General features: G+C 63.4%; 25 protein-coding genes. 3 read left to right on the top strand and 22 right to left on the bottom strand.

The window, feature by feature from the left end:
- Positions 1 to 161: 161 nt before the first annotated feature.
- On the top strand, positions 162 to 827 hold the full coding sequence (locus PSO31014_RS20690) for a Bax inhibitor-1/YccA family protein (RefSeq protein WP_425494895.1): 666 nt from the start codon (positions 162 to 164) through the stop codon (positions 825 to 827).
- A gap of 219 nt (positions 828 to 1,046) precedes the next feature.
- On the opposite strand, the gene rlmD is transcribed toward PSO31014_RS20690, so the two are convergent.
- The 11 genes from rlmD to PSO31014_RS22775 form a co-directional block, all read right to left on the bottom strand.
- Positions 1,047 to 2,567 (bottom strand): 23S rRNA (uracil(1939)-C(5))-methyltransferase RlmD, encoded by a 1,521-nt coding sequence (gene rlmD / locus PSO31014_RS20685; protein WP_174976603.1) that lies wholly within the window; start codon positions 2,565 to 2,567, stop codon positions 1,047 to 1,049.
- A 116-nt stretch (positions 2,568 to 2,683) separates the two neighbouring features.
- Positions 2,684 to 3,460 carry a 3'-5' exonuclease gene (locus PSO31014_RS20680; protein ID WP_150553331.1) on the bottom strand — a complete coding sequence of 259 codons (777 nt, stop codon included), beginning with the start codon at positions 3,458 to 3,460 and terminating at the stop codon, positions 2,684 to 2,686.
- 113 nt (positions 3,461 to 3,573) lie between these two features.
- Positions 3,574 to 4,656: an RNA polymerase sigma factor RpoS gene (gene rpoS, locus PSO31014_RS20675; RefSeq protein WP_150553330.1), complete on the bottom strand. Its 1,083-nt coding sequence runs from the start codon at positions 4,654 to 4,656 to the stop codon at positions 3,574 to 3,576.
- Between the two features lie 15 nt (positions 4,657 to 4,671).
- On the bottom strand, positions 4,672 to 5,445 hold the full coding sequence (locus PSO31014_RS20670; RefSeq protein ID WP_246176928.1) for a peptidoglycan DD-metalloendopeptidase family protein: 774 nt from the start codon (positions 5,443 to 5,445) through the stop codon (positions 4,672 to 4,674).
- Positions 5,446 to 5,531: 86 nt separating this feature from the next.
- Positions 5,532 to 6,680 (bottom strand): protein-L-isoaspartate(D-aspartate) O-methyltransferase, encoded by a 1,149-nt coding sequence (locus PSO31014_RS20665; protein ID WP_150553328.1) that lies wholly within the window; start codon positions 6,678 to 6,680, stop codon positions 5,532 to 5,534.
- The gene (gene surE, locus PSO31014_RS20660; protein ID WP_150553327.1) at positions 6,677 to 7,438 is read right to left on the bottom strand and encodes a 5'/3'-nucleotidase SurE; all 762 of its coding nucleotides are present in this window, start codon (positions 7,436 to 7,438) and stop codon (positions 6,677 to 6,679) included. The genes PSO31014_RS20665 and surE overlap by 4 nt, the downstream gene beginning before the upstream one ends.
- A 164-nt stretch (positions 7,439 to 7,602) precedes the next feature.
- On the bottom strand, positions 7,603 to 8,421 hold the full coding sequence (locus PSO31014_RS20655) for an ABC transporter permease (RefSeq protein ID WP_017231422.1): 819 nt from the start codon (positions 8,419 to 8,421) through the stop codon (positions 7,603 to 7,605).
- Positions 8,422 to 8,574: 153 nt separating this feature from the next.
- Entirely contained in the window at positions 8,575 to 9,387 is an 813-nt protein-coding gene (locus PSO31014_RS20650; protein ID WP_150553352.1) for an ABC transporter ATP-binding protein, read from the bottom strand.
- Positions 9,387 to 10,418: an ABC transporter substrate-binding protein gene (locus PSO31014_RS20645; protein WP_150553326.1), complete on the bottom strand. Its 1,032-nt coding sequence runs from the start codon at positions 10,416 to 10,418 to the stop codon at positions 9,387 to 9,389. Before PSO31014_RS20645 ends, PSO31014_RS20650 begins: the two co-directional genes overlap by 1 nt.
- Positions 10,419 to 10,522: 104 nt before the next feature.
- Positions 10,523 to 11,725: a CaiB/BaiF CoA transferase family protein gene (locus tag PSO31014_RS20640; protein WP_150553351.1), complete on the bottom strand. Its 1,203-nt coding sequence runs from the start codon at positions 11,723 to 11,725 to the stop codon at positions 10,523 to 10,525.
- 326 nt (positions 11,726 to 12,051) lie between these two features.
- On the bottom strand, positions 12,052 to 12,777 hold the full coding sequence (locus tag PSO31014_RS22775) for a response regulator transcription factor (RefSeq protein ID WP_246176927.1): 726 nt from the start codon (positions 12,775 to 12,777) through the stop codon (positions 12,052 to 12,054).
- Between the two features lie 417 nt (positions 12,778 to 13,194).
- Between PSO31014_RS22775 and PSO31014_RS20630 the strand changes: the two genes are divergently transcribed.
- Entirely contained in the window at positions 13,195 to 13,611 is a 417-nt protein-coding gene (locus PSO31014_RS20630) for a hypothetical protein (protein WP_150553325.1), read from the top strand.
- Positions 13,612 to 13,748: 137 nt separating this feature from the next.
- Here PSO31014_RS20630 and PSO31014_RS20625 read toward each other — a convergent pair whose 3' ends face one another.
- On the bottom strand, positions 13,749 to 15,080 hold the full coding sequence (locus PSO31014_RS20625) for a porin family protein (protein WP_174976601.1): 1,332 nt from the start codon (positions 15,078 to 15,080) through the stop codon (positions 13,749 to 13,751).
- A 28-nt stretch (positions 15,081 to 15,108) separates the two neighbouring features.
- Between PSO31014_RS20625 and PSO31014_RS22475 the strand changes: the two genes are divergently transcribed.
- Complete coding sequence (locus tag PSO31014_RS22475; protein ID WP_174976600.1) at positions 15,109 to 15,429, top strand: hypothetical protein; 321 nt, start codon at positions 15,109 to 15,111, stop codon at positions 15,427 to 15,429.
- Between the two features lie 13 nt (positions 15,430 to 15,442).
- Here the strand turns inward: PSO31014_RS22475 and PSO31014_RS20620 are convergent, their stop codons facing one another.
- From PSO31014_RS20620 to PSO31014_RS20575, 10 genes are all read right to left on the bottom strand, one after another.
- A complete protein-coding gene (locus PSO31014_RS20620; RefSeq protein WP_150553323.1) occupies positions 15,443 to 16,204 on the bottom strand; it encodes a hypothetical protein in 762 nt (253 codons plus the stop codon).
- 12 nt (positions 16,205 to 16,216) lie between these two features.
- Positions 16,217 to 16,927 carry a C39 family peptidase gene (locus tag PSO31014_RS20615; RefSeq protein WP_246176925.1) on the bottom strand — a complete coding sequence of 237 codons (711 nt, stop codon included), beginning with the start codon at positions 16,925 to 16,927 and terminating at the stop codon, positions 16,217 to 16,219.
- Positions 16,928 to 16,979: 52 nt separating this feature from the next.
- A complete protein-coding gene (locus tag PSO31014_RS20610) occupies positions 16,980 to 18,365 on the bottom strand; it encodes a hypothetical protein (RefSeq protein ID WP_150553322.1) in 1,386 nt (461 codons plus the stop codon).
- Positions 18,366 to 18,395: 30 nt separating this feature from the next.
- Complete coding sequence (locus PSO31014_RS20605) at positions 18,396 to 19,046, bottom strand: hypothetical protein (RefSeq protein ID WP_150553321.1); 651 nt, start codon at positions 19,044 to 19,046, stop codon at positions 18,396 to 18,398.
- Positions 19,043 to 19,555, bottom strand: coding sequence for a hypothetical protein (locus PSO31014_RS20600; RefSeq protein ID WP_150553320.1), 513 nt, complete (start codon positions 19,553 to 19,555; stop codon positions 19,043 to 19,045). The genes PSO31014_RS20605 and PSO31014_RS20600 overlap by 4 nt, the downstream gene beginning before the upstream one ends.
- A 5-nt stretch (positions 19,556 to 19,560) precedes the next feature.
- A complete protein-coding gene (locus PSO31014_RS20595) occupies positions 19,561 to 20,133 on the bottom strand; it encodes a hypothetical protein (protein ID WP_150553319.1) in 573 nt (190 codons plus the stop codon).
- A gap of 754 nt (positions 20,134 to 20,887) precedes the next feature.
- A complete protein-coding gene (locus tag PSO31014_RS20590; RefSeq protein ID WP_150553318.1) occupies positions 20,888 to 22,246 on the bottom strand; it encodes a sigma-54 dependent transcriptional regulator in 1,359 nt (452 codons plus the stop codon).
- A gap of 249 nt (positions 22,247 to 22,495) precedes the next feature.
- Positions 22,496 to 23,092 (bottom strand): recombination mediator RecR, encoded by a 597-nt coding sequence (recR, locus tag PSO31014_RS20585; RefSeq protein WP_017231406.1) that lies wholly within the window; start codon positions 23,090 to 23,092, stop codon positions 22,496 to 22,498.
- 35 nt (positions 23,093 to 23,127) lie between these two features.
- A complete protein-coding gene (locus PSO31014_RS20580; RefSeq protein ID WP_017231405.1) occupies positions 23,128 to 23,454 on the bottom strand; it encodes a YbaB/EbfC family nucleoid-associated protein in 327 nt (108 codons plus the stop codon).
- Between the two features lie 158 nt (positions 23,455 to 23,612).
- The coding region (locus PSO31014_RS20575) for a DNA polymerase III subunit gamma/tau C-terminal domain-containing protein (RefSeq protein ID WP_281349137.1) at positions 23,613 to 24,191 on the bottom strand (579 nt) is incomplete at its 5' end.

Here is a 24,191-nt window from a genome sequence, read left to right as displayed (position 1 = left end):
CTTCGACGACGGGCCAGACGAATGGCTGCGGGGGATCGACCGGCGACAAAAGCCGGTTGTCGTAAGCGTCAAGAGGCGCTTGCCGGCCCCGCCGGCGGGCACAATGACCACGGAGAACACAAGATATGAACCAGGATTTCCAACGTTTCGGCTACGGCGGGATGCACGACGTCACGACCGTACAGATGCGCAACAAGGTGCTGCGCAATACGTACTGGCTGCTCGCGCTGTCGATGCTGCCGACGATTGCGGGGGCCTGGCTGGGCGTGAACTACGGCTTCGCGCTGTTCTCAGGCAGCCCGATGGTCAGCATGATCGCGTTCCTCGCGATCGCATTTGGCTTCATGTTCGCCATTGAGCGCTTCAAGAACAGCGGCGTGGGGGTGGCGTTGCTGCTGGGCTTCACGTTCTTCATGGGACTGATGCTCACGCGTTTGCTGAGCTTCGTGCTGGGATTCTCGAACGGCGCATCGCTCATCATGATGGCGTTCGGTGGCACGGCCGTGATATTCGGCGTCATGGCAACGGTCGCCACTGTCAGCAAGCGTGACTTCAGCGGCCTGGGCAAGTGGCTGTTCATGGGCGTGCTCGTGATCCTGCTGGCCTCGGTCGCCAATATCTGGCTGCAACTGCCGGCGCTGATGCTGACGGTCTCGGTGATCGCCATCGCCATCTTCTCCGCGTACATCCTGTTCGATGTGCAGCGTGTCGTGAATGGCGGCGAGACGAACTACGTCACCGCGACGCTGGCCATTTACCTCGACCTGTACAACATCTTCACCAACCTGCTGGCCATCCTCGGCGTGCTGGGCGGCAACCGCAACTGACGCGACCGACGGGCGGCGCGGGCAACCCCGCGCCACGCCACGAATGCGAAAAAGCCAGTCCCGCGGGACTGGCTTTTTCGTTGTGTGATGCGCTTTTGCCAGATGCCCAACCGATGCGCGGGTGCGACGGGCCGCGCAGGCCTGCGCGTCGCTCACCCGGCCCCATCGACCGCTGCAGCGTCACGGCCGCCGCAACCGATGGCCGACTGTCACGCGGGATCAGGCCTCGTCGTGAATCACGCCGTCGCCACCGGTAGCACCGGCAATCGCCTCAACACCTTCATCGGCGGACGCATCCGATGCCGATACCCGTACAGTCGGCACCCACGGCTGACCGATGCTCTCATGTTCGAACACGGCCATCGACTCGACGTGCGACGTGTGTGGGAACATGTTAACCACCCCCGCCAGCGTCAGGCGATAGCCCGCTTCATGCACGAGCACGCCCGCGTCACGCGCCAGCGTTGCCGGACTGCAGGAAACGTAGACGATGCGCTTGGGCAGGCCGTCGTAGCCCTGCTGCGCCAGTTCGGCGAGCGCCTTCGATACCGCCAGCGCCCCTTCGCGCGGCGGATCGATCAGGTAGCGGTCGAACGCACCCAATGCGCGAATATCCTCCGGCGTGATGTCGAACAGGTTCCGGCACGCGAATTCCGTCCGCTCGGCCACGCCATTACGTTGCGCGTTCGCGAGCGCGCGCTCCGTCAGTGCGGTGCTGCCCTCGATGCCCATGACGGTGCCGGCGCGCCGCGCCAGCGGCAGCGTGAAGTTCCCCAGGCCGCAAAACAGATCGAGCACACGCTCACGCGACGTCGGTGCCAGCAAGCGCAACGCGCGATGCACGAGCACGCGGTTGATCTGATGGTTGACCTGCGTGAAATCTGTCGGCTTGAACGGCATCCGGATCTGATATTCCGGCAGGGTGTAATGCAATTCCGGATCCAGCGGATAGAACGGCACCGCTGTGTCCGGCCCCTTCGGCTGAACCCAGAACTGGACGTGATGTGCGTCAGCGAAAGCGCGCAGATTGTCTTCGTCCGCCGGGGTGAGGGGATCGAGAATACGGAGCACGAGCGCCGTCACCTCGGCGCCGATCGCCAGTTCGATCTGCGGCAGTCGCTCCCGAATGGACAGCGACTCGACCAGGCGCCGCAGCGGCACGAGCATGTCCGAAACGTGGCGGGGCAGCACTTCGCACGAGTCCATGTCGGCCACGTAGCTGCTCCTGCGCTCATGGAATCCGATGAGCACGCCCCCTTTTTTCGGCACGTAGCGCACCGTCAGACGTGCGCGAAAACGATAGCGCCAATCCGGCCCCTGAATAGGCCGAAGGATGGCTTCGGCCTTCACCTTGCCCAGACGCGCCAGATTGTCCTCGAGCACGCGCTGCTTGATGGCGATTTGCGCACGCGGTTCGAGATGCTGCATCGAGCACCCGCCGCACTTGCCGAAGTGCGGACACTGCGGCTGGGCGCGCATCGGGCTGGCACGCAGCACATCAACGGCCTCGGCCTGCTCGAATTTGGGTTTGCGACGATAGCTGAGATAGGTGACGCGTTCGCCTGGCAGCGCACCTTCGACAAAGATCACCTTGCCGGGCTTGTAGTCCGGCGCACCCGGTTCGCCCTCGGGCGCGGTGCGGCCCACGCCGCGCGCCTCCATGTCGAGCGATTCGATTTCGATAATGCCGGGCTCGGCAGCCGGCCGGCCGCGTGAGGAATTTCGGGAGGAGCGGGTCACGTCGTTGTTCTCATGTGCGACAGCAAACCGAGCATTTTAATCGATTCGCTCGTCACTGACGCAGCTCGTCTGCGAAGCCCCGGCATCGCCGTCCTCGCCCGTCACAAACGCAGAGATCACGCCCAGGCGGCGAGATATTCCTTCCAGTGCGGCGCCGCTTCCTCTTCGAGCGAGCGCCTCACGAATTCGATCTCCTGCTCGTACTCGGCCTGACGCAAACCGCCCCGCATCAATTGAAAGCGGCAGTAGACAAGATACGTGTTCACCACGTCCGTCTCGCAATAATTGCGAATCTCCTCAAGCTTGCCCGCGCGGAACGCGTCCCAGACCTTGCTGCCGTCCATGCCGAGCTTGCCGGGAAACCCGCACAGCTTGGCCAGGTCGTCGAGCGGCGCGTTGGCGCGGGCCTGATACATCGCCAGCAGATCCATCAGATCCAGATGGCGATGGTGATAACGGCTGATGTAGTTGTTCCACTTGAACTCGCGGTCGTCCTCACCCATGTCCCAATAGCGCGGCGCGGCAATGCCGTGAATCATCGCGCGGTAATGCAACACGGGCAGATCGAAGCCGCCGCCATTCCAAGACACAAGTTGCGGCGCATACTTCTCGATCGTGCGGTAGAAGCCGGAGACGAGGGCCGCCTCGCCATCGTCGAGCGTGCCGAGGGATTTCACACGAAAGCCGTCGCGATCGCGAAACACGCACGAGATTGCCGCAATGCGCTGCACGTGCAACGGCAGGAAGTCGTGCCCCACCTTTTCACGGCGGGCGGCAAAGGCAGCGTTGGCCACGGCATCGTCGGACAGCCCGGCATACGCCGGTTCGAGCTTGCGCAGGCCGTCAACGTCGGGGATCGTTTCAATGTCGAAGACGAGGACAGGAGATGACATGGTCAGAATGTGAAGTGAATTCAGTGCGCGCCGCCATGCCACGGCGACGTCATGGAATTCCGCCCCCAACGACGCGGGGGGCGGATGACGGCGGTCGTCAAGGTCGACACCAATCAGAGCACGGCGTCCTTGCGCACCCCGTTGGATGCGAAATAGCGCTTGAGTTTGACGAGCGCCTCTTGCTGGATCTGACGCACGCGCTCGCGAGTCAGCCCCATTTCGTCGGCCAGTTCTTCGAGCGTGGCAGGTTCCACGCGGTTGAGTCCGAACCGGCGCTCGATGACATAGCGATGCTTGGTGGACAGGCGTGAGAGCCAAAGGCGCATGAGGTCTTCCAGCTCGCGATGCTGCACCTCCTGCTCTGGGGCCGCGCTGTGATCGTCCGAGAGCAAATCGAGCAAGCTGCTGCCCGGATCGATTTCCAGCGGCGCGTCGAGCGACGCCACATGCTCGTTGAGCGCGAGGATGTCGATCACTTCTTCGGGCGTCTTGCCGGTCAAATCGGCAATGTCTTCGATACTCGCGTCGCGCTGTTCTCCACCATCGACATACGCCGCACTCTTTTCAAGATGACGCTTCGCGCGCAGCACCTGATTGAGTTCGCGAATCACATGCACCGGCAAACGCACGGTGCGCGCCTGATTCATGATGGCGCGTTCGATGCTCTGGCGAATCCACCACGTGGCATAAGTCGAGAAACGGAACCCGCGCCCCGGGTCGAACTTCTCGATCGCATGCATCAAGCCGAGATTACCCTCCTCGATCAGATCAAGCAGTGGCACACCGCGATTGAGATAGCCCTTGGCAATGCTCACGACGAGGCGCAGATTGCGCTCGATCATGACCTGACGGGCCGCAAACTCGCCGGCCTGGGCACGCGTGGAGTAATCGAATTCTTCTGCGGGCGTGAGCAGCGGTTTGACGCTGATACGGTTGAGATAGTGCTGGACGGTATCCGCCGTGAGTTCGGCCTTCAGCACCGTGCCGAAGTCCTCGGCCTCGGGCTTGCGCTTGCGGCCGGCAGTACCTGCTTCGGCAGCATCGGACGACGACGCGTCGTCGTCCTCCGCCTCGCGCTCGTCGAAAGCGTCGTCCACGTCCTCGTCCTGCCGGGATTGCCGATCGTCGACTTCCTGATCGGGCTCCGGGGCAGCGAGGTCTTCCTCTTGCGAAGTGCGACGCTTTCTCTTGAGCATTCGACCCTGCCTAGTTTATTGAGGCGGCAAATACTTCATCGGATCCACAGGCTTGCCGTCGCGACGCACCTCGAAATGCAGCATGACACGATCTGCATCCGAGTTGCCCATTTCGGCAATTTTCTGACCCCGTGTGACGGAGTCGCCTTCCTTGACCAACAGTGTGCGGTTGTGCGCATACGCCGTCAAGAAGGTAGCGTCGTGTTTGATGATGACGAGGTTGCCATAGCCGCGCAGGCCGGCGCCCGAATACACGACCTTGCCCGCCCCCGCCGCATAGACAGGCTCGCCGACGGTCCCGCCAATATTCAGGCCCTTGTTCTTCGAATCGTCGAAGCGGCCAACGACATTGCCCTTGGCTGGCCACGACAATTGCAGCTCGCCACTCGACACGGCGGTCGGGGCGGACGGCGCAGCCGTCGCCGACGCGCTGGCCGGCGGCGTCACGACGGCCGGCGGCACCGAGGCCACACTGTTGGCGGCGAGCGGCGCCGGCAACGGCGTGCCGGCATCCCCGGCGGGTGGCTTCACACGCAAGACCTGGCCGACCTCGATCTGATCCGCGTTCTGGATATTGTTCCAGCGCGCGATGTCGCGATAGTTCTGACCGTTCTCCAGCGCGATGCGATAGAGGCGATCGCCGGGCTTGACGCGGTAATACCCCGCCGGCACCGGCGTGTTGTCGATAACAGGCGCTGCGCCTGGCGCACTACCGTCGGTCGCCACACCGCCTACGGTACGGTCGACGACCGGCGCCCCGACTTGTCGCGATGCGCACGCTGCCAGCATGCTCAGCAACAGGACGCTGGCGACGCGTTGTTGGAAACCCGCTCGCAAATTCACTCAAATCCTCCGCAGAATAAGGCCCGTCGGGCTTAGATGATGCCCGATTTTAAGGGGACGAATAACACCCTATCAAGCTGGGTCTCGCGCCACTGGCGCGTACCGGTGCGCTCGATGAGGGTCAAAATCTGTTGCTCGCCGCCCACTGGCGCGACGAGGCGCGCGCCAACGGCGAGTTGATCGATCAGCGCGTCCGGAATTTCCAGTCCGGCGGCGGCAATCACAATGCCGTCGAACGGCGCGACCGCCGGCAGCCCTAGCCGCCCATCGCCGTAGTGCAGGCGAATGTTCGGCACCCGCAGCGGTCGCAAGTTGGCCTTGGCACGCTCATGGAGCGGACGAACCCGTTCAATCGAATAGACGTCGCGCGCCACGCACGACAGCACCGCCGCCTGGTAGCCGCATCCCGTGCCGATTTCCAGCACCTTCTCCAGCGGACGCCCGCCTGCAAGCAGCAACTCGATCATGCGCCCGACGACCGATGGCTTGGAAATCGTCTGCCCGTGACCGATCGGCAGCGCCGCGTCTTCATAGGCCTGATTGGCGAGCGCCGCGTCGACAAATCCGTGACGCGGCACCGTCGCGAGCGCCGCCAGCACACCCGGGTGTTTGACGCCGGATGCGGCCACGCGTTCAGCCATCCGCGCGCGCACCCGCTCGGAGGTCAGTCCGATGCCATCCGGCGAATTCCCGAGCACCGAGGCGCTCGCACGTCCCGTGCCACCCGCCGAAACCTTCGTTGCCGTCATCCCACGCACCGCGCCCCTGGCACCGACGGCCGCACCCGGCTGGGTATGCCCCGCCCCCGTCGTTTTGACGGTGGGCCGCGGCGCACCTTTCGCAGCATGCGGCGCAGGCTGCGCGTGGGGGGCGGACGCGGGTCGCGCAAGTCCTTTCGGTACGACGGCGTGCGGCGTCTGTGCGCCGCCGGGACGCGCTGAAGCGCCGGCCATTGGCGTCGCGGCAGCCCGCAGGCTGCCGTGCGTATTCGGGGAAAGATTGCCGCCAGTCGGCGTCTTTCCGTTCCCTTGACTTGCGGGCGCCGTGGCGCGCGTCATCGCGGCAGGCGGTGCGCCGGCGGGACTGGCCCGCGACGCCTTGTCGAGCACCGGTGCCTGACGTTGCCGACGGGCCATCACGTCGGCCAAGGGGAGAGGAAAACGCTTTGGCGGTGTCGTCATCGTTGGGTCACCCCTGCGCTGGCCAGCCAGTCGTGCACGACGCCAAGTCGTGCGGTATGCGTGAGATCCAGTTGCAAGGGAGTGACCGAGACGTAATCGTGCGCCACGGCATGAAAATCGGTGCCTTCGCTGCTGTCGCGCGCATCGCCCGCCGGCCCGATCCAGTAAATCGTTTCGCCGCGCGGATTTTCCTGACGGATCACCGGCTGCGATTGATGTCGTTTCCCAAGTCGCGTTGCCACTGCGCCCTTAAGGCGGTCGTAAGGCGAGTTGGGGATATTGACGTTCAACAGGAAAGGCGCACCCAGCGGGCGCTCCATGTACCGTTCGACGACTTCGCGCGCCACGCGCGCCGCGCTATCGATATGATCCCAGCCTTTATGAACCTGCGAGAACGCAAACGAGGGAATTCCGAAGAGAAACCCCTCGGTGGCCGCCGCCACCGTCCCGGAGTAGAGCGTGTCTTCGCCCATGTTCTGGCCGTTGTTGATGCCGGACACAACGATATCGGGCCTTTCGTCGAGCAGCCCGGTCAGCGCTATGTGCACGCAATCGGTCGGCGTGCCGTTGATGAACGTGAAGCCGTTGCCGCCCTTGAACACCGATAGCGGCCGTTGCAGGGTCAGAGAATTGGACGCACCACTACAGTTCTGTTCGGGCGCCACTACGGTAATGTCGCCAAGCGGCGCCAGCGCTTCGTAAAGCGCGGCCAGGCCGGGGGCCTGATACCCATCGTCGTTGCTGAGCAGGATTCGCATGCGGCAATTGTAACCGAGGAAAGGTGCCCGGATATGACGCCATCACAGCATCACGCCTGTCGTTGCGACGATTCGGTGGCAACACAACGGCCACGGATCTGCCACAAATTTGCCGCCATGCCGTCACGACCGCCGGCGACATCAGCGTCGCCAACGGCCGTACCTCACATCTTCTCGGTCTCGCCGGCCTGCGGCTGCCAGACAAGCAAACGCCGTTCGACCACGCCGACGAGTCCGTCGAGCACAAGGGCAAACGCGGTCAGGATCAATACGCCGGCAATCACGGCGTTGATGTCAAACGTGCCTTCCGCTTGCAGAATCAGGTAGCCGACGCCGCGCGCGGACCCCAGATACTCCCCGACCACTGCCCCGACGAACGCGAGTCCGACCGAGTTGTGCAGGCTCGAGAACACCCAACTGGTGGCGCTCGGCAGATACACGCGACGCAGCAACTGCCGCTGATTCGCGCCCAGCATGCGGGCATTCGCCAGCACGACCGGACTGACTTCCTTCACGCCTTGATACACGTTGAAGAACACGATGAAAAACACCAGCGTTACGCCCAGCGCGACTTTCGACCAGATACCCAGCCCGAACCACACGCCGAAGATCGGCGCGAGAATCACGCGCGGCATCGAGTTGGCCGCCTTGATGTACGGATCGAAAAGCGCGCCGGCGCTCGGCGAGAGCGCCAGCCACAGTCCCACCGCCAGCCCGAACACGGTACCGATGACAAAGGCGAGCACGGTCTCGAGCAGCGTGACGCCGAGATGCAGATAGATCTCTCCGCCGGCGAACCACTGCCAGATCTGGAGCAACACCTTCTGCGGCTCGCCGAAGAAGAAAGCCGCCTTGTCGGGGCTATCGAAGTAGAACGCGGGTAGCAGCGTCGGGCTCGTGAGGACGTACCAGACGAGGAAAGCCACCACCAGCAGCAGCCATTGCCACAACCGCAAGTGCCGCATGATCGAACGATTACGCATGACGAACGAATTCCGGGAATATCAGACGAGCGATCAGACAAGCCAATCGAACCAACCAAAGCCATCCGGCAAATCGAACCAGTCCAACCAGTCCAGCCATTGCACCCAGCCGCACCCGCCGAACAGAAGATCCGTGATTTGCCACATGGCGTGTCAGACTGCCTTCAACTGTTGCGCATAGCCCTTGAGCACTTCCTCTCGCAGCACGTCCCATATCTGGGCGTGCAGCTCGGTGAAGCGCGAATGATTGCGAATTTCCGCCACGTCGCGCGGACGCGGCAGATCGATGCGGAACTCCCCGATCGGGTGCGTGCCCGGCCCTGCCGACAGCACCACGACACGGTCCGATAGCGCTATCGCCTCGTCCAGATCGTGCGTGATGAACAGCACCGCCCGGCGCTTGGCCGCCCACAGCTCGAGCAACTCGTTTTCCATGAGCTGGCGCGTCTGGATGTCAAGCGCCGAGAACGGCTCGTCCATCAGAATGATGTCCGGATCGAGAATCAGCGTCTGCGCCATGGCCACGCGCTTGCGCATGCCGCCCGAGAGCTGGTGCGGGTAGCGATCGCCGAACCCGCCCAGCCCCACGCGCTTGAGCCACTCGTGCCCACGCGCCTTCGCTTCCTCGGCCGATACGCCACGGAACTCCAGCCCCGCGGTCACGTTGTCGATGGCATTGCGCCAGGGCATCAGCGCTTCGGCCTGGAACATATAGCCGGCGCGCGAATTGATGCCCTTGAGCGCCTCGCCGAACACCTTGACGGAACCGGACGACGGCGCCAGCAGCCCGGCAGCGACGTTGAGCAACGTCGACTTGCCGCAACCGGTGGGGCCGACGACCGAGACAAACTCGCCCGGCGCAATGTCGAGCGAGGTGTCGGCCACGGCCGTGTAACGCTTCGCGCGATCGTCTCGCGCGACAAACGTACACGTAATGCTGTCGAAACTCAGAGCCGGCGCTGTCATCATTTGTACTTGGCGTCGGCCTTCTTCGTGAATTCGTTCGTAAACGTTTTCGCCAGATCGATCGGCTTGCCCTTGACGGACTCATCGAACGCCTGCAACGTGCGCAGCGCCGTGGCCGGTCCGTCAGCGGGAATCAGGCCGTCCGGGGACATGGCTTCCTTCACGCGGCCCCAGGCATCCAGGTACAACGCGCGGTCGCCCAACAGATAGGCGTCGGGCACCGTCTTGATGATGTCCGCCGGCCCAGCCGTCTGAAGCCAGCGCAACGCACGGACCATGGCATTGGTCAGCGCCTGCGTCGTATTCGGATTCTTCTGAATAAACGATTCGTTCGTATACAGGCACCCCGCCGGCATGTGGCCGCCGAACACCGACGCCGTCTCCTTGAGCGTACGCGTGTCCGAGATCACGCGGATCTCCTTGTCGCGCTCGAGCATGGTGATCACCGGATCGAGGTTGACGATGGCGTCGATATTGCCCGAGCGAATCGCAGCGAGCGCACCGGACGACGCGCCGACACCGACGAACGCCACCTCGTTGGGCTTGACGCCGCCCTTGGCCAGCACGAAGTTCGCCATGATGTTGGTGGACGAGCCGGGCGCCGTCACGCCGATCTTCTTGCCACGCAGGTCGGCCAGCGACTTGTAATTCGGCATTGTCTTGTTCGACACGCCGAAGACGATCTGCGGGGCGCGCCCCTGCAGCACGAACGCCCGGATGAACTGGTTTTTCGCCTGCAACAGGATCGTATGTTCGTAAGCGCCCGACACCACGTCGGCGCTACCGCCCACGAGGGCTTGCAACGCCTTCGAGCCACCGGCGAAATCCGAGATTTCGACGTCGAGACCTTCGTCCTTGAAGTAATTCAGGCGTTCGGCAATCGTGAGCGGCAGGTAATAGAACAGATTCTTGCCGCCGACGGCGATCGCGACCTTGGTCTTCTCGAGTTTGCCTTGCGCGAAGCTCGGGCGAATGCCTGCGCCGATCAAGCCGGCAGCGGCCAGCGTCGTGACGAACTGACGTCTTTGCATGAGGTTTGTCTCCGTGGTTGCAGCGTTTATTCTTGGTGTGACGTGCTTTTTCACGAGCCGCAGACGGTGCCGCGCCCCGCGGTCTTGCGCGAGATCGACTCAGCTCAAATGACGCCGTTCTCGCGCAGTGCCTTGATTCGTTCGGCATCATAACCTAGTTGCCCGAGCACCTCTTCGGTGTGCTCGCCAAGTGCCGGGCCGAGCCATTGCGTCTGTCCCGGCGTTTGCGAAAGCTTGGGCGTGACGTTCGGCAGATCGATGGGCGTGCCGTCCGGGAACGTGTGACGCTGAATCATCTCGCGCGCGATGAACTGCGGATCCTTGAACATGTCGGCCACGGTATAGATACGGCTTGCCGGCACGTCGGCCCCTTGCAGCACGGCCAGGGCATCATCGATCGGACGCGCGCGCGTCCATTGGCCGATCGCGTCGTCGATTTCCTGCGTGCGCGGCACGCGGCCGTCGTTGTGCGCAAGGGCGGGATCGTCCGCCAGATCGGGCCGGCCGATGGCGTGCATCAGCCGCTTGAAGATCGGATCGCTGTTGCCGCCCACCACGATCATGCCGTCGGCGCAAGGATAGGTGTTCGACGGCACGATCCCCGGCAGCGACGCGCCCGTGCGCTCGCGCACCATGCCGGCCACACTGTACTCGGGCACCACGCTCTCCATGAGGTTGAAAACGGCCTCGTAAAGGGCGACGTCGACCACCTGCCCCCGCCCGCCGTTCACATTGCGGTGATGCAGCGCCATCATCGCGCCAATCACGCCGTGCAGCGCCGCGATGGAGTCGCCAATGGAAATGCCGATGCGCGGCGGTGGCAGGTCCGGGTACCCGGTGATATGACGCAGTCCGCCCATCGACTCGGCAATCGCGCCGAAGCCGGGCCGGTCACGGTACGGCCCGGTCTGCCCGTAGCCCGACAGGCGCACCATCACGAGCCCCGGATTGTCGGCCGAGAGTTGCTCGTACCCCAATCCGAATCGCTCGAGCAGCCCGGGACGGAAATTCTCGACCACGATGTCGGCCTGCGCGGCGAGCTTGCGCACGATCTCCTGCCCCTCGGCAGACTTGAGGTTGATCGTCACCGATTTCTTGTTACGGGCCTGCACGGCCCACCAGAGCGACGTGCCACCCGCGTCGGGGTGCAGCTTGCGCCACTTGCGCAACGGATCGCCGTGCTGCGGATCCTCGATCTTGATGACTTCGGCGCCGAACTCCCCCAGCATGCGCGCGGCAAACGGACCCGCGATGAGCGTGCCGAGTTCGAGCACCTTCACGCCGGCGAGCGCGCCGCGCGCCGGCAGACCGGCGGTGCCGGCCCCCTGCGATGCGGTGGCTTCGGGAGATGGGCCCGCAGCGGATGCCGTAGACGCCGGGGCGGGACCTTGCGGCAATACAGATTCGAACGGCTTGGACGACTTGGACAACGCGTGGACTCCTGTGCCTCGTCGACGGACATCGCCGTCGACTTCGAGACGCTGCCGTCGGCAGCGCCTGTCGCAATGGGTGGCAAACGAAGCTCGTATAGTAATTCGACAGTCCGCGATCGGCCAACCATCGCGCAGCGATTCCCGGAAAGTTCTGGGTTGAATGGTCGTTAAATCCGATCGGGCAAGCCGGGGGCCGCTCGTCAGGTCTCGAACAGATGACGCGCCCCGCGCTGCGCCGCGATGTAGATCGCCTCGCCACGATTGCGGGCGCCGAGCCGCCGGTACAGGGCAGACACGTGGGTCTTGGCGGTTCCCTCGGAGATCACCAGTTGCTGGCAGATCGTTTTGATGGATAAACCGCGCGATAGGAGTGCCAGAATTTCGTACTGCCGCGCGGAGATGCCGAGCAGCGCCGACTCGGCCAGTTGCGTCGCCTTGTCGCCGCCCATCGGGAACACCGGCAGACGCGAGAGCGGCAGCGCTTCGCCCAGTGCCTCCTGGCGCCAAAGCACGAGCAATGCCGAGATGGCCTCGTCGGGAACGAATCGACCGCCCGTGAACGCCAGATCGAAGACCGCACGCGTGCGCGCGACCGGGCTCGGCCATGGCAGACATGCCGCCGCGCCAGCCTGCAGCCAGCGAATGATTTCATCGGGAAAACCCGCATCTCCGATGACGAGCACCGGGACGGGCGGCGCACAGTCGGCGGCAGTCGCACACAGACCATCGATGTCCGGCGTACGAGCCACCGACTCGGCAAGCACAAGCGCGCGACGCGACGGCAACTCGCGCAACCAGAACCAGTCCTGCGCCGTCACCTCGTCGACGTGACGCAAAACCGGCGGCGTCGCGTTCGCGTCGGTCTGCAGTGCGACCTGCAGGCCGCTCAGCCAACTGGCAGCCTCACCCACGACCAGCACACGCATGGTTTCCCCCGTCGTTCCGGTCAGCCCCCCCGGGCCGCCGCCCGCTTGTTATCAAGCCCGACGCGTTCATGAGTTGCCAGCCTGTCGCATGCTCGACACATGCCCAGGCGGCCACGAAAACCGAAGAAACCCTCCAGCCTTCGTCATGAGGCATACATCAGGCGTCACCTCGCTTGTAGCGCAATTTACGCACGAAACCCGCATGGCAGCAGGTTCTGAACTCACGAACGCCGCTCCATGTTACCTCTGCGCGACAAACCGCAATCTGCGTAAATTATTTACTCAATTTTCTAACATTCCGCTATTACTTTTTTCCCTTCCTTTTCTCGAATCACGCCATAAAATACAACGTGTGCTGGGAAGACAGTCGTTGGAGGCCCGGGGGGGCATGCCATGAACCACAAGGTCAGCGTCAAGATGACATGCGTTGCTATGGGTTGTCTGGTGGCGGCGTGCTTTGCCGTCTCGGCGCAAGCCCAGGCCGTCGATATGCGCGGCGTTCCGGTCTCGGTCAGCGACGCCTTGCTCGCCAGCACGCGTGCGGCGAACCTGCAGCACAGCATCGTCGCCAAGGTTCCGGGCATCGCGCCCGTCGTCATTGCACCGGCCCACACCGTGGCGGCAACGGGCAACAATGTACGCCTCTGGGACGAAGTCGTTCCTCCCGCGCCACTGCCCAAACCCACGCAGGCATCGATTTCCTTGCCGGATGGGCCACGCATGATCGCTGCAGTTTCGCACGTTGCACCCCCTGCCCTAGCCGCGGGACTGCTACCGACCCGTCTGTCCGTCAACGCAGGGGTTGGCCGTATGCCGCCCCGCCTGTCGCGCTAACCGAGCGTCGCTACGGGCCGCGCCCGTCGCCATTCCATACGCCTTCCTTGACCCTGATTCCATGCGCGTCGCCGGTGGCGGCGACGCGCAAACCCCGTTCCTGCTGCCTTCTTGCACACCTACGCGGCGCCCCGTCGTTAGAACGTGTACGGGAAGCGCAAACCGATCACATAGTTCGGCGCGTCCGGCGACATCCCCGCATTGACGTAACCGTTGACCGTCCAGTGCTTGTTGATCGCATAGTTGATGCCGAAATTGAGCGACGCCGCGTTCGTCGAACTGCCCGCCACCGTGGTGTAGGCGCCGCCTGGGCTGGCCGTCTTCGTCGCGCGTGAGATCGCCGTCGAGTACGAGATCGACAGCGCCGTCTTGTCGTTGAGCGCCAATGCCATGCCCGCGCCCACCTGAATGATGTCGCCGAGCTTGACCTTCGCGGGTTGCGTCGTGCCTTCGACAGCTGAGACGTCGTCGAACGTGCGGGCGACGTTGTAGGTGTACGCCACGTTCGCGAACAAGACGATCGGATCGTAGGTGCGCAGGAACGACAGGCCGGCCGTGAACGCCCAGATGCCGTTCCCCGTCGGCAAGCGCGACGGCGTCGTCAGGTTGTTATTGGTCGGATCGGGCGTACCGAGCTTGATGCCAAACGGTGACGTACCTGTCGGCGCGGTCACGCGAAACGAGGCCACGATATCGGGCCAGTTCGCGTTCTCCTTGACGAGTTGGTAGTACAAGGACGCATTCACGTCACCGATGTTCGCCGAGTTCTTGCTGATGTCGCTCACCGACGATGCCGCGCCGCCCACCCCACCCGAGATGAAGTCCGAATTGCGGTAGAGATACGGCACGTCGAACGCCACGCTCATCCGGTCATTGATCCCGTAGCGCGTGTTGACGTCGAACGTCCAGACGTTGGCCTTGGTCTCGCCGAGATTCAATTGACCGAGAAAGATGGCATCGAGGGCGAGAAAGCCGCTCAGCACGAGTTGACGCCGGTCGTAGTAGCTGTAGCTGATCCCCGTATCGATGGTCAGCTTGTGGTCGAACAGCGGCGCGTGCTGGGCCTGCACAACCGCCTCTTCGGCCGGCGTGCGCTGCGATTCGCTCGTGCTCTTTTGCATCTGCTGCGTCTCGCCGATCGGCGTGGCGGATGAGGGCCCCGCCGCGCCGGCGGCGCCGCCGCCCGGCGTGCCCGCCGAACCGGCGGCCGATCCGTCACCGGGCGAGACCTGCGCGATCTGCGCAGTATCCCAGGCGGTCAGACCGCGTCCGCGTTGCGCCATCTCGATGTCCGTGAGGCGCTGCTTGAGAGAAGAAATTTCCCGCTGCTGCCGGTCGACCATGTCCATCAACATTTGCAGACGGTCGTCCGGCGATGGGTTCGTATGCTCCTGAGCCTGGGCCGATAGCGTGAAAAGCAGTACCCCCAACGGAATAGCGGCAACGGGAAAAAAGCGATGAGTGTTCATGATCCCCCCCGGGTAAAGGTGCGGACAGGTGTCCGCGCGCAATCCAACAAACACGTATTGCCAACAACGGTTGTCCTTGCTGCTCGACTGCGGGGTGATGCGTGCGAAACCCGTTCCGATCTCGGTGGACGTGCAATGCCCGGGCTCTGCCGACATCACCTTCTTGTTCACCGCAAGCGACCTGCGGCGACGCCCCACTTCTCGTTATCATGGCGTCCGGCCAAGGGTTGCAACGTTGCCGGACACGGTTGCCGGCGTCACCCTGCGCATCCATGGCAGCGCGGCGCCGTCACTTCACTTGCTCTTGACTTACCCTTCACTTGCGCTTCACTTCGTCGACCTGGATTGACGATCCTCGACCGTCATCGGCGAATGGCGACCATGTTTGCCAACGCGCTCTGAATGCCCGCCTGATGCAGTCCGGCCGACGTGAGCGGACTCGTCTGCAGATTCAATTGCATTGTGTTCATGACCTGCTGGGCGTTACCCGCGACCTGCACGACCTGCATGATCTGGTTCATCGCCGCACCGGCCCCGCCGCCCACGCTCTGGCCGAGATTGCCGTTCGGCGTATTCAACGTGATCTGCATGCCTGCCGACGTAATGGCCACGCGGGCGCTCAGATTGCCTACCGTGGTCTGCGAACTGTTCGCGCCTTGCCCGCCGACCGGCACCAGCGCCGCCATCGATACCCCAGGACCGAACTGAATGATGGCTTTGTTCAGCGCGTTGTTCGCATCGCCTGCCACCTGCGTAATCTGTGCAACACCGTTGATGAGCACGCTCGCTGCCCCCGAGACGCCCTGTGTGAGCGGCACGGTGGCGGTCACCAGACCGGGGATAATGCCGGTCGCGGCACCGGTCTGCACCTGCATGCCACCGCCGTTTTGATTCACACCCAGCACGCCGGTGGCCATCAGGCTCGCCCCGGTCGGCATCTGCCATTGCGACTGCATAACGAGCTGAAAGCCCGTAATCATGTTCTGTTGTGCGTACTTACCGGTCGCGTGCGATAGCACCTCGTCGCTCACGGGCGTCCAACTCTCGGGCACCACGCTCGATGCAAATGCCGGCACAGCACTTGCAAGCAGCGGGATGGCCAGCATCGGGACATATCGGTTCATGATGGTCTGGTCTCAAAACAGGTCCGCCCGGATGATGCCGAAATCCACCATCGGGGTCGGTGACGTCCCGGTTGCCAGCGCGCTGTCGCGCAACTTGACCGCCAGGGATTCGTTTCCTTTGAGCAGCGGTGAATCCTCCATAAACGGCTTGCCGACGACCGCCAACACCAAGCCGTTCCACTGCTTGGCAAAATCGGCTTGCTCGATAATGCGATTGCCTAGCGCCGGATCGGACACGAACACGCGCCCGTCCTTCGCTGCCTTGATGACTACGAAGTGTTGATAGCCGTTGACGTCGATCAGCGCGATGACCGGAATCCTCAAGTCGTACAGCGCGTTCGCATCAACTTTGAATCCTCGCCCCTCGAGCCCCAGCGTCTCCACGAATTTCTTCATGTCGAGCATCGAGAAGCCATTCTTGATGACCGTTTCCGGGTTGGAGAACGCCATCATTCGCTGGATCATTTCCGGTTCGGGAATGTCGATCCCGTAGCCATATCGCAGCAGTGTTGCCAAGGCTGCGGATCCACAGCTGAAGTCGTATTCCTGCTGGACCAGATTCACGTAGTGCATCGACTTGAACGAGCGCATCTTCTTGACCGCCGGTACACCAGTCGAAGATTCGAGGTTCACCGATGCATACTGCGCGTGCCCGGCCACGCTTGCGCACGCCAGAGCGCAAACAGTAGCGATCCTCACTGCGGCACGACGCGCATCATTCATGTCACACCTCATGAAAAAACCGGTCCGGGATTCCCCGGACCGGTTCGGTACTTCACTTGATTGCCGAGACGGCAAGGCTGTTGCTCTGCACGTTGCCGATACCCGAAGCCACGTTCACACCGATGTTGCCGCTGGCCCACGACAGTGCGCCGTTACCCAGCGAAGCATTGGCGATGAAGTCGCCCGAAGCGTGCATCGAAGCCGACTGGTCGGTTTGCGCCGTCGAGTTAGCCGCACCACCCTTGTACCAGCCAAAGCCGCTTTGCGAGACCGCGGCGGCCAGGCCGTTCTGCTGCACGTTGCCCACACCTGCGGCCACGTTCACACCCACATTGCCAGTCGCACCGGCGAGGGCGTTATCCCCCACGCTGGCGTTGACATAGAACTGCGAGATGCTGGCCGAACCCCTCGACGACTGGTTCGCGAACACCTGTGCCGAGGCATACACCGGCTGGGCGTTGAGCGAAGCGATCGCGACGTTGTTGGCCTGCGCGTTGTCGGCACCTGCCGCCACGTTCACACCGATGTTGCCGTTGGCGTTAGCCAGTGCGCCGGTGCCCAGCGTGGCACCCATCGTCTGGTACTGCGCCGTGTTGATGTGATACGTGATCGAGCCGTGCACCCACGTGGTCGACTTCATGTACGTGTCGGAGAAGCCCCACAGTGCGCCTGCGGCGATCGATTCGCTATGGACCGAAGCCTGACCTTCGTTGAACAAGCCGTGGAACCCTGCGTCGAAGCTCTTCTGCGTGTTCAGGAAGCCCGCCGCGAGGAAGCCACCTGCCTCCTGCGACTGCTGACCATACGCATAGCCGCCCCAGACCGAGCCTTGGCCCGCGCCGAAGTTGCCCGCGAGGTAACCGCCGTACACGGCGCCACCGAACGGCGGCAGCGGAATGAAGCCGCCACCGATAATGCCTCCGCCACCGGCAATGTTCGAATACTGATACCCACCGCCAGCGACGAAGCCGCCCGAGCCGGAGCTGGACTGGCCTGCGATATACCCGGCACCCGCCTGGAAGGAATGGCTGGTGTTCAGGTGACCATTGGCCTCGGCATTCACCCACGACGTCGTGTTGTCGAAAGACGTGGTGGTCGAGCCAGCAAGCAGGTAAGCGCTACCCTGGTTCGACACCGTCGTGGTATGCGAATGCACGCCGTACGTCACGTCGCCTGTCACGTAGCTGCCAAGCAGGGGACCCGTGAGGTTCACATGGTGCGCGTCGACGCTCTGATTGCTTTGCACGACAGCGTTGCCGGTGTTGTCCACCGTGACGCAGCCGCGAATGCCGACCAGACCGAAAATGCCGACCAGGTTCAGAACGTTGGTTTCGTTGCCGATGAACGAGAAGCTGTATTGCTGGTGGTGAGACGGATACGCCATGGCGGAACCCGTTGCTACCAGCAGTGCGGCCGCTGCGATTGCTTTCGTTTTCATGACCATCTCCTTGACGAGAGAGTTACCCAGTTAAAAAGATGTGCCCGCCGGGGGACGGAGCACAAAAACATTTGCGGTTACATTGCCTATCCCAGCCGACTGGTTCACTTGGACCACACCGTTCGCACCGCGGAAGGCGTCACCGGAAATCGACGCCGTGCGGAACAGATCGTTGAGGTTGTCGTGCCCAGCCGGGCCACCCTTAGCGATCGCAGCGGATAGTGCCGTATCCGATACGCTCGCCACTCCAGCCGCATCGCCCGTCACAATGACCGTGGCGTTGCGTTGAAGATTGCCGGCACCGCTCGACTGGTTGACTTGCGTCAGCCCCGAGGTGCCCGAAAATGCGTTGCCTTGAATTGCGGCGCTGGCCGCGCCGGTCGTCGTCGTGACGAGTGCCTGTTGATTCGTGCTCGACGCGCCGACGCTCACTCCGCCGCCATTGGCGATGACCGCGCTGTTGGCCTGGGCGTTGTTCACGCCGGCCGCTTGATTGACACCAAGGGCCCCGGTCACGCCCACCGCCACGCCGTTATCGATGGTGGCGTGCGTGCCGGCGAGTTCGCCGTTCACGATCCACACGTCTTGTGCCGACGACACCCCGGCGAGCGCGCTCAGCACGGTAGCGACCGCCAGAGCGATGGCGTGACGGGCGCCACACGACACGCGATGCGCGCTCATTTCGCCGCTCCTGCCGCACCGATGCTCGTGAGGGGCGCCAGTGCCGAGTTGATCACTGACGGTACGAGCGTGCCGATGCTGCCGATCCCACCGCCACCGCCAACCCCTGAGCTAAATCCACCGCCCACGCCGTTCGAGGTGTTGAGGGCGTTACCACCGCGGGCATTGCCCACCAGCACGCCCATCACCGGGTCGATGCCGGATCGCACGGCGCCCGTGACGAGACCGACCGAGGCGCGGCCCGTCAACTCGCTATCCATGACCTGATTGACAGCACCCATGGCGGTGTTGAACGGCCCCGTCGGGAATGCCGGTACGGCGATGCCAATCGGGTTCTGCTCACGGGGCAAGCCGCGATAGGCGACTTCCGGGCCGATATTGCGTTCGATCACCAGGTCCCCGGGCGTCGCCGGTTCGGCGTGCACGCGGCCGGGGAGCAGTGCCGGGGTCAGCGCCACCATCATCGTGGCGAGGACACTGCCGGCATGCACCAGGGAGAATTGAGTCATCTGATTCACCGCGTGGAGTAAGTCACACGCGTCACCTGAACGTTGTTCACGCCGCTCGACAGTTGTTGCGGACGCGGCATCGGCGTCACGGCGCCGGGCAGTTCGTCCCACAACGTCACGCCGTTGGCGAGCGTCATTCCAGGTGACTGGACCATCGCGCCGCCTTGCAGATTGCGGCCGCGCTGGCTCCCGAGTTGTGCGTCATCAATACGAGCTGCCGCAAGGGGCACTCCGGTCACGCCGACGTCCCGGATGCTGGCAGTGGGACTCGTGTCGTCGCCACCGGCAGCGGCCGGTGCTTCGTCCGCCGTCGTCCGGGCCGCCACCGGTATCAGGTCAGAGACCGGTGCCACCATGGCGGCATCGGCATCGGTGACCCGCATCGCAGGCAGCGCCGTCGAAAACGACGTCGGCACCATTGAGCCCGTCAGCATCGCCACATGCATGAGCGGCGAGCGCGAGAATTCATGCGCTTGCGCCGGTGCAGCGCACAGACCGAACGTCGCGGCGATGGCAGCCGCCAGCGCGCCTGCGCCTTGTCGTACTCGGTACTGAATGTCAGTGGTGTGAATTCGCATCGCTGTGCCCTCCTTGCCCGGCTCAATAAAGCGACTTCCGTGCCACCCTACTTAAGTGATTGAAAACATTGACGTTAGATTTTTCGACTTGGCCGAACACCCGGGCCAATGCGCGAAAACGTTTCAGCATTGATACGCAGGCGATGCCAGGCCTCCGGTGTCACATCACCGACGCATTCGCCAAGACTTCCGAACGGCGAGTTCTATCGGCGTGACCAGTGACGCGTGCCAAAGCGGCCCGGTTGATAAGGGTCTCCGGTGACAGAATGGCGACGGAATTGTCCGGCTGCGACATAACGACACAGCGTTGTCATCGGTGCCCGTGCGTGACGCGATGTCGTGCACCGCCCGGGATGTTTCATCTTTGATCGGTCTGCGGAAAGGACACGCGTCGCCCGGTTCTCTGTCGCGGCGACGCGCGTGGCATCGGCGTGCGGCCGAGTGTTCACCGCGTCGTGCAATCGCGCATGATGACGCCGCGCACGCGGACACGCGTGACCTTGCGAGGCCTATTCGCTCGACAGACGCGACAACGCAATGCGTATGGAAGACGTTCGAGAGGAATGCGGGAAGGTTCACCGGAATCGCCCGTCGTTATTGGCGATGGCAGAAGTCGCGGATTGCGAGGACAGTGGGGGAAACACGACGTAGGGCGGTAAGTCTTGCGGCCCCGATTCGACGATATTCAGGAGCCCAAAAAGAAACGACCGCCCTGCTCATCACAGGACGGCCGCCCTCTCTTCGCCAGAAGACATCAGGCCGGCACGCCCGATTCGTCACCACGCATTCCATACCGGCACATGAGGCGGTACAGGGTAATGCGCGAAATGCCCAGCTCTGCCGCCACGTCCGTGAGCCGGTGACAGTGGCGCAGCAATGCCTGCTCGATGGCCGTTCGTTCGGCCTCCGCGCGAATTTCCTCGAGCGTTCGCACGAGGGTCGGCGCCCACGGCATCAAGTCGAGATCCTTGGCCGAAATCATGCGGCCGTCGGCCATGACAATGGCACGGCGCACGCGGTTGATCAGCTCGCGGACGTTGCCAGGCCAGTGATATTCGTACATCGCCTGTACCGCGCACTGCGTGAACCCGCGGATTTTGCGATGGTTGTCGCCCTTGAAGCGTTGCAGAATATGGTGCGCGAGGATCTCGATGTCCTGTCCGCGGGCCCGCAGCGGCGGCTCGTCCACGCGCAGTACGCAAAGGCGATGGAACAGATCCATGCGGAAACGTCCTTCTTTGACGGCTTCCTCCAAATCGACGTGCGTCGCCGAAATGATGCGCACGTTGACCGGAATCACTTCATGGCCGCCGAGACGCTCGATGGCGCCCTGCTGCAGGAAGCGCAACAGGCTCGACTGGCTTTCGATCGGCAGGTCGCCGATTTCGTCGAGCAGCAGCGTGCCGCCATTGGCGGCCTCGACGCGGCCGATCTTGCGCGCATTGGCGCCGGTGAAGGCGCCGCGTTCGTAGCCGAAGAGTTCGGATTGCATCAAGTGCGGCGGAATCGCCCCGCAATTGATCGCGACGAACGGCCCTTTGGCCCGCGAGGAGCGCTCGTGAATCGCCACGGCGCTCAGCTCCTTGCCCGTGCCCGACTCGCCCGAGATGAACACCGGGGCTTCGGTATTGGCCACTTTGCGGATCGTGCGGAAGAGCAGCTGCATCGCCTCGCACGTGCCGACCATCTCCTGATCGCCGCCGACTTGCGGCGTGACGAACTGCACCTCCGAGAGCGATGCCATGCCCCAGGCATGTCCGATCGAGTGGGCGAGTTGGTCGTTCGTACAGGGAACGTTGACGTAATCGAAGCAATAGTCGCGAATCAGCCGACGGATCGCTTTCGTCGTGAGTTGTTCGGGATTCGTCGCGGCAACCCAGCCGACCGTGGCGGGTTGCATGCAGGACTCGAATGCGCCCATCTCGCGGTCGCTATAACCGCTCGCCAGGTCGATGAGTGCTGCGCTGGTCGTCCCCGGATTCAGAATGCGACTGACGTCGCTGGCGCTCTTGGCCGGCAAGACTTGCCAGCCTTGCTCTCCCAGGAAAGACAACAGACCGTCGTTGTGCTTTCGGGAGGCGTAAATCAGGGTGCGCCCGGTATCGTTAGCCATACCTTAACTCCCTGCCTAAGCAGTGCCCGTGCGCAGTTATTGGGTCATCGACCGGATCTACGCGACGGGAATACGGCCCCGCGCCGCTTGTGAACTTTTTGAATTCCCCGTGCTGGTGGGACATCAAGTCGGCAGGTTCAGTCTAGAAGACCGGGATGGGCGCAGGAATACCGAATAACAGCTAATCCGATTGGATGAGAGGAGCAGTACCTACGCGCAGCGTTGGACCGCGACACACGCGCGTCATGCTCAGAGCGTATGTCTGTCGAGCACGGCACGCGCGATCGTACCGGCGTCCACGTACTCGAGTTCGCCACCGACGGGCACCCCCCGGGCCAGCCGACTCACGCGCAAACCGCGCGCCTTGAGCATCTGTCCGAGATAGTGCGCCGTGGCCTCGCCTTCGTTGGTGAAGTTGGTGGCGAGCACCACTTCCTTGACCACGCCGTCCGTGGCGCGGCGAATCAGTTGCTCGAAGTGAATCTCGCCGGGGCCCACGCCGTCGAGCGGCGAGAGATGTCCCATGAGCACGAAATACAGACCCTTGAAGGTCAGCGTCTGCTCCAGCATGTTCTGGTCGGCAGGCGTTTCCACGACGCACAGCAGGCTCGTGTCGCGCTCGGGATCGAGACACGTCTCGCAAATCTCGACTTCGGTAAACGTATTGCAGCGCGCGCAATGGCGAATCTGCTCGGCGGCATGCACCAGCGCCTCGCCCAGCCGCACCGCACCTTTGCGGTCGCGTTGCAGCAGGTGGTAAGCGATGCGTTGCGCGGACTTCGGGCCGACCCCCGGCAACGCGCGCAGGGCATCGGCGAGTTCCTGCAGGCTCGAGAGCTGGGACATGCGTCGTGTGTCTCTTGAAACTGGCCGAGGACCGCTCAGAACGGCATCTTGAAGCCCGGCGGCAGCGGCAGACCGGCGGTCAGGCCGCCCATCTTCTCCTGCGCCGTCGCTTCGGCCTTGCGCACCGCGTCGTTGAACGCCGCCGCCACGAGGTCTTCGAGCATGTCCTTGTCGTCCGCCAGCAGGCTCGGGTCGATGGTCACGCGACGCACATCGTTCTTGCACGTCATCACGACCTTGACCAGACCCGCCCCCGACTGCCCCTCGACTTCGATCAGGGCAAGCTGCTCCTGCGCCTTCTTCATGTTTTCCTGCATTTGCTGGGCCTGTTTCATCAGACCTGCAATGTTTCCCTTCAGCATGTTGACTCCTGAGTAAATTGTATGAGGTGGGTCGGATGCCGCGCGTCGAATACAGTACGCGCAGAGCGCCGCAGTGTGTTGTCGTGTGTCGTCGTGTGTAACGCGCGTTTGAGGATTTTCTTCGAAAACCCGGCACCGAATCGCGACAGCGAACGGCCTTATTGTAACGGGCGAACGCTGCCTGGCAGAATCTGGGCGTCGAATTCGTCGATCAGTTCGCGCACGAGCGGATCGTCCGCGATCGCCTGCTCCGCCGCGCGTTGGCGCGCCGCCGCCGCTTGCGCCGCGAGCGAAGCCGCTGTCGTCCCCACCTGCCCCAACTCGACATGCAATTGCACCTCGGCGCCGAAGTGCTCGGTCAGCGTCTGACGCAGCTTGTCGGTGGTGGCCGCGTCGGCCAACTGACGCAGCGGCACGCGCAAATGCAGCGCGCGACCGGCGACTTCGGTCAACTCGCTTTGAAACGCCAGCTGTTGGGCGAGACCGCGTGCCGGGAGTCCGGCGGCCAATGCCGGCCATTCGCCGGTAAAGACCGGTGCGACACCGTCGGCTTCACGATAGACGCAAGCGCGCGGCGTCGCCGCAGGAGCTGCCGTTACCGCACCGGCAGCTCCTGCAGGCTCGGGCTCCGGGTCGGCACCGGCTGGCGCCTCGTCCGTGGCGCGCGACGCGCTGCCGCGATTGGCGCTTGCGCCGCCGGCAGCGCGCCCTGCCGTGCCCTTGCGTCCAGCATTGAG

Source organism: Pandoraea soli, from assembly GCF_902459595.1.
In the GTDB taxonomy this organism is placed as follows: domain Bacteria; phylum Pseudomonadota; class Gammaproteobacteria; order Burkholderiales; family Burkholderiaceae; genus Pandoraea; species Pandoraea cepalis.
This window is presented reverse-complemented; position numbering and strand designations above follow the sequence as displayed.

Coding starts and splice junctions, on each gene's coding strand:
- PSO31014_RS20620 (WP_150553323.1), bottom strand. CDS start 16,204: ATGAACCGATATGTCCCGATGCTGGCCATCCCGCTGCTTGCAAGTGCT.
- surE (WP_150553327.1), bottom strand. CDS start 7,438: ATGCGAATCCTGCTCAGCAACGACGATGGGTATCAGGCCCCCGGCCTG.
- PSO31014_RS20680 (WP_150553331.1), bottom strand. CDS start 3,460: ATGTCATCTCCTGTCCTCGTCTTCGACATTGAAACGATCCCCGACGTT.
- recR (WP_017231406.1), bottom strand. CDS start 23,092: ATGTCCCAGCTCTCGAGCCTGCAGGAACTCGCCGATGCCCTGCGCGCG.
- PSO31014_RS20690 (WP_425494895.1), top strand. CDS start 162: ATGCACGACGTCACGACCGTACAGATGCGCAACAAGGTGCTGCGCAAT.
- PSO31014_RS20670 (WP_246176928.1), bottom strand. CDS start 5,445: ATGCTGGCAGCGTGCGCATCGCGACAAGTCGGGGCGCCGGTCGTCGAC.
- PSO31014_RS20665 (WP_150553328.1), bottom strand. CDS start 6,680: ATGACGACACCGCCAAAGCGTTTTCCTCTCCCCTTGGCCGACGTGATG.
- PSO31014_RS20610 (WP_150553322.1), bottom strand. CDS start 18,365: ATGAAAACGAAAGCAATCGCAGCGGCCGCACTGCTGGTAGCAACGGGT.
- PSO31014_RS20590 (WP_150553318.1), bottom strand. CDS start 22,246: ATGGCTAACGATACCGGGCGCACCCTGATTTACGCCTCCCGAAAGCAC.
- PSO31014_RS20580 (WP_017231405.1), bottom strand. CDS start 23,454: ATGCTGAAGGGAAACATTGCAGGTCTGATGAAACAGGCCCAGCAAATG.
- PSO31014_RS20600 (WP_150553320.1), bottom strand. CDS start 19,555: ATGACTCAATTCTCCCTGGTGCATGCCGGCAGTGTCCTCGCCACGATG.
- PSO31014_RS20645 (WP_150553326.1), bottom strand. CDS start 10,418: ATGCAAAGACGTCAGTTCGTCACGACGCTGGCCGCTGCCGGCTTGATC.
- PSO31014_RS20650 (WP_150553352.1), bottom strand. CDS start 9,387: ATGACAGCGCCGGCTCTGAGTTTCGACAGCATTACGTGTACGTTTGTC.
- PSO31014_RS20595 (WP_150553319.1), bottom strand. CDS start 20,133: ATGCGAATTCACACCACTGACATTCAGTACCGAGTACGACAAGGCGCA.
- PSO31014_RS20615 (WP_246176925.1), bottom strand. CDS start 16,927: ATGAATGATGCGCGTCGTGCCGCAGTGAGGATCGCTACTGTTTGCGCT.
- rpoS (WP_150553330.1), bottom strand. CDS start 4,656: ATGCTCAAGAGAAAGCGTCGCACTTCGCAAGAGGAAGACCTCGCTGCC.
- PSO31014_RS20625 (WP_174976601.1), bottom strand. CDS start 15,080: ATGAACACTCATCGCTTTTTTCCCGTTGCCGCTATTCCGTTGGGGGTA.
- PSO31014_RS20605 (WP_150553321.1), bottom strand. CDS start 19,046: ATGAGCGCGCATCGCGTGTCGTGTGGCGCCCGTCACGCCATCGCTCTG.
- PSO31014_RS22775 (WP_246176927.1), bottom strand. CDS start 12,777: ATGCGTGTGCTGGTCGTGGGTGAGGCTGCCAGTTGGCTGAGCGGCCTG.
- PSO31014_RS20655 (WP_017231422.1), bottom strand. CDS start 8,421: ATGCGTAATCGTTCGATCATGCGGCACTTGCGGTTGTGGCAATGGCTG.
- PSO31014_RS20630 (WP_150553325.1), top strand. CDS start 13,195: ATGACATGCGTTGCTATGGGTTGTCTGGTGGCGGCGTGCTTTGCCGTC.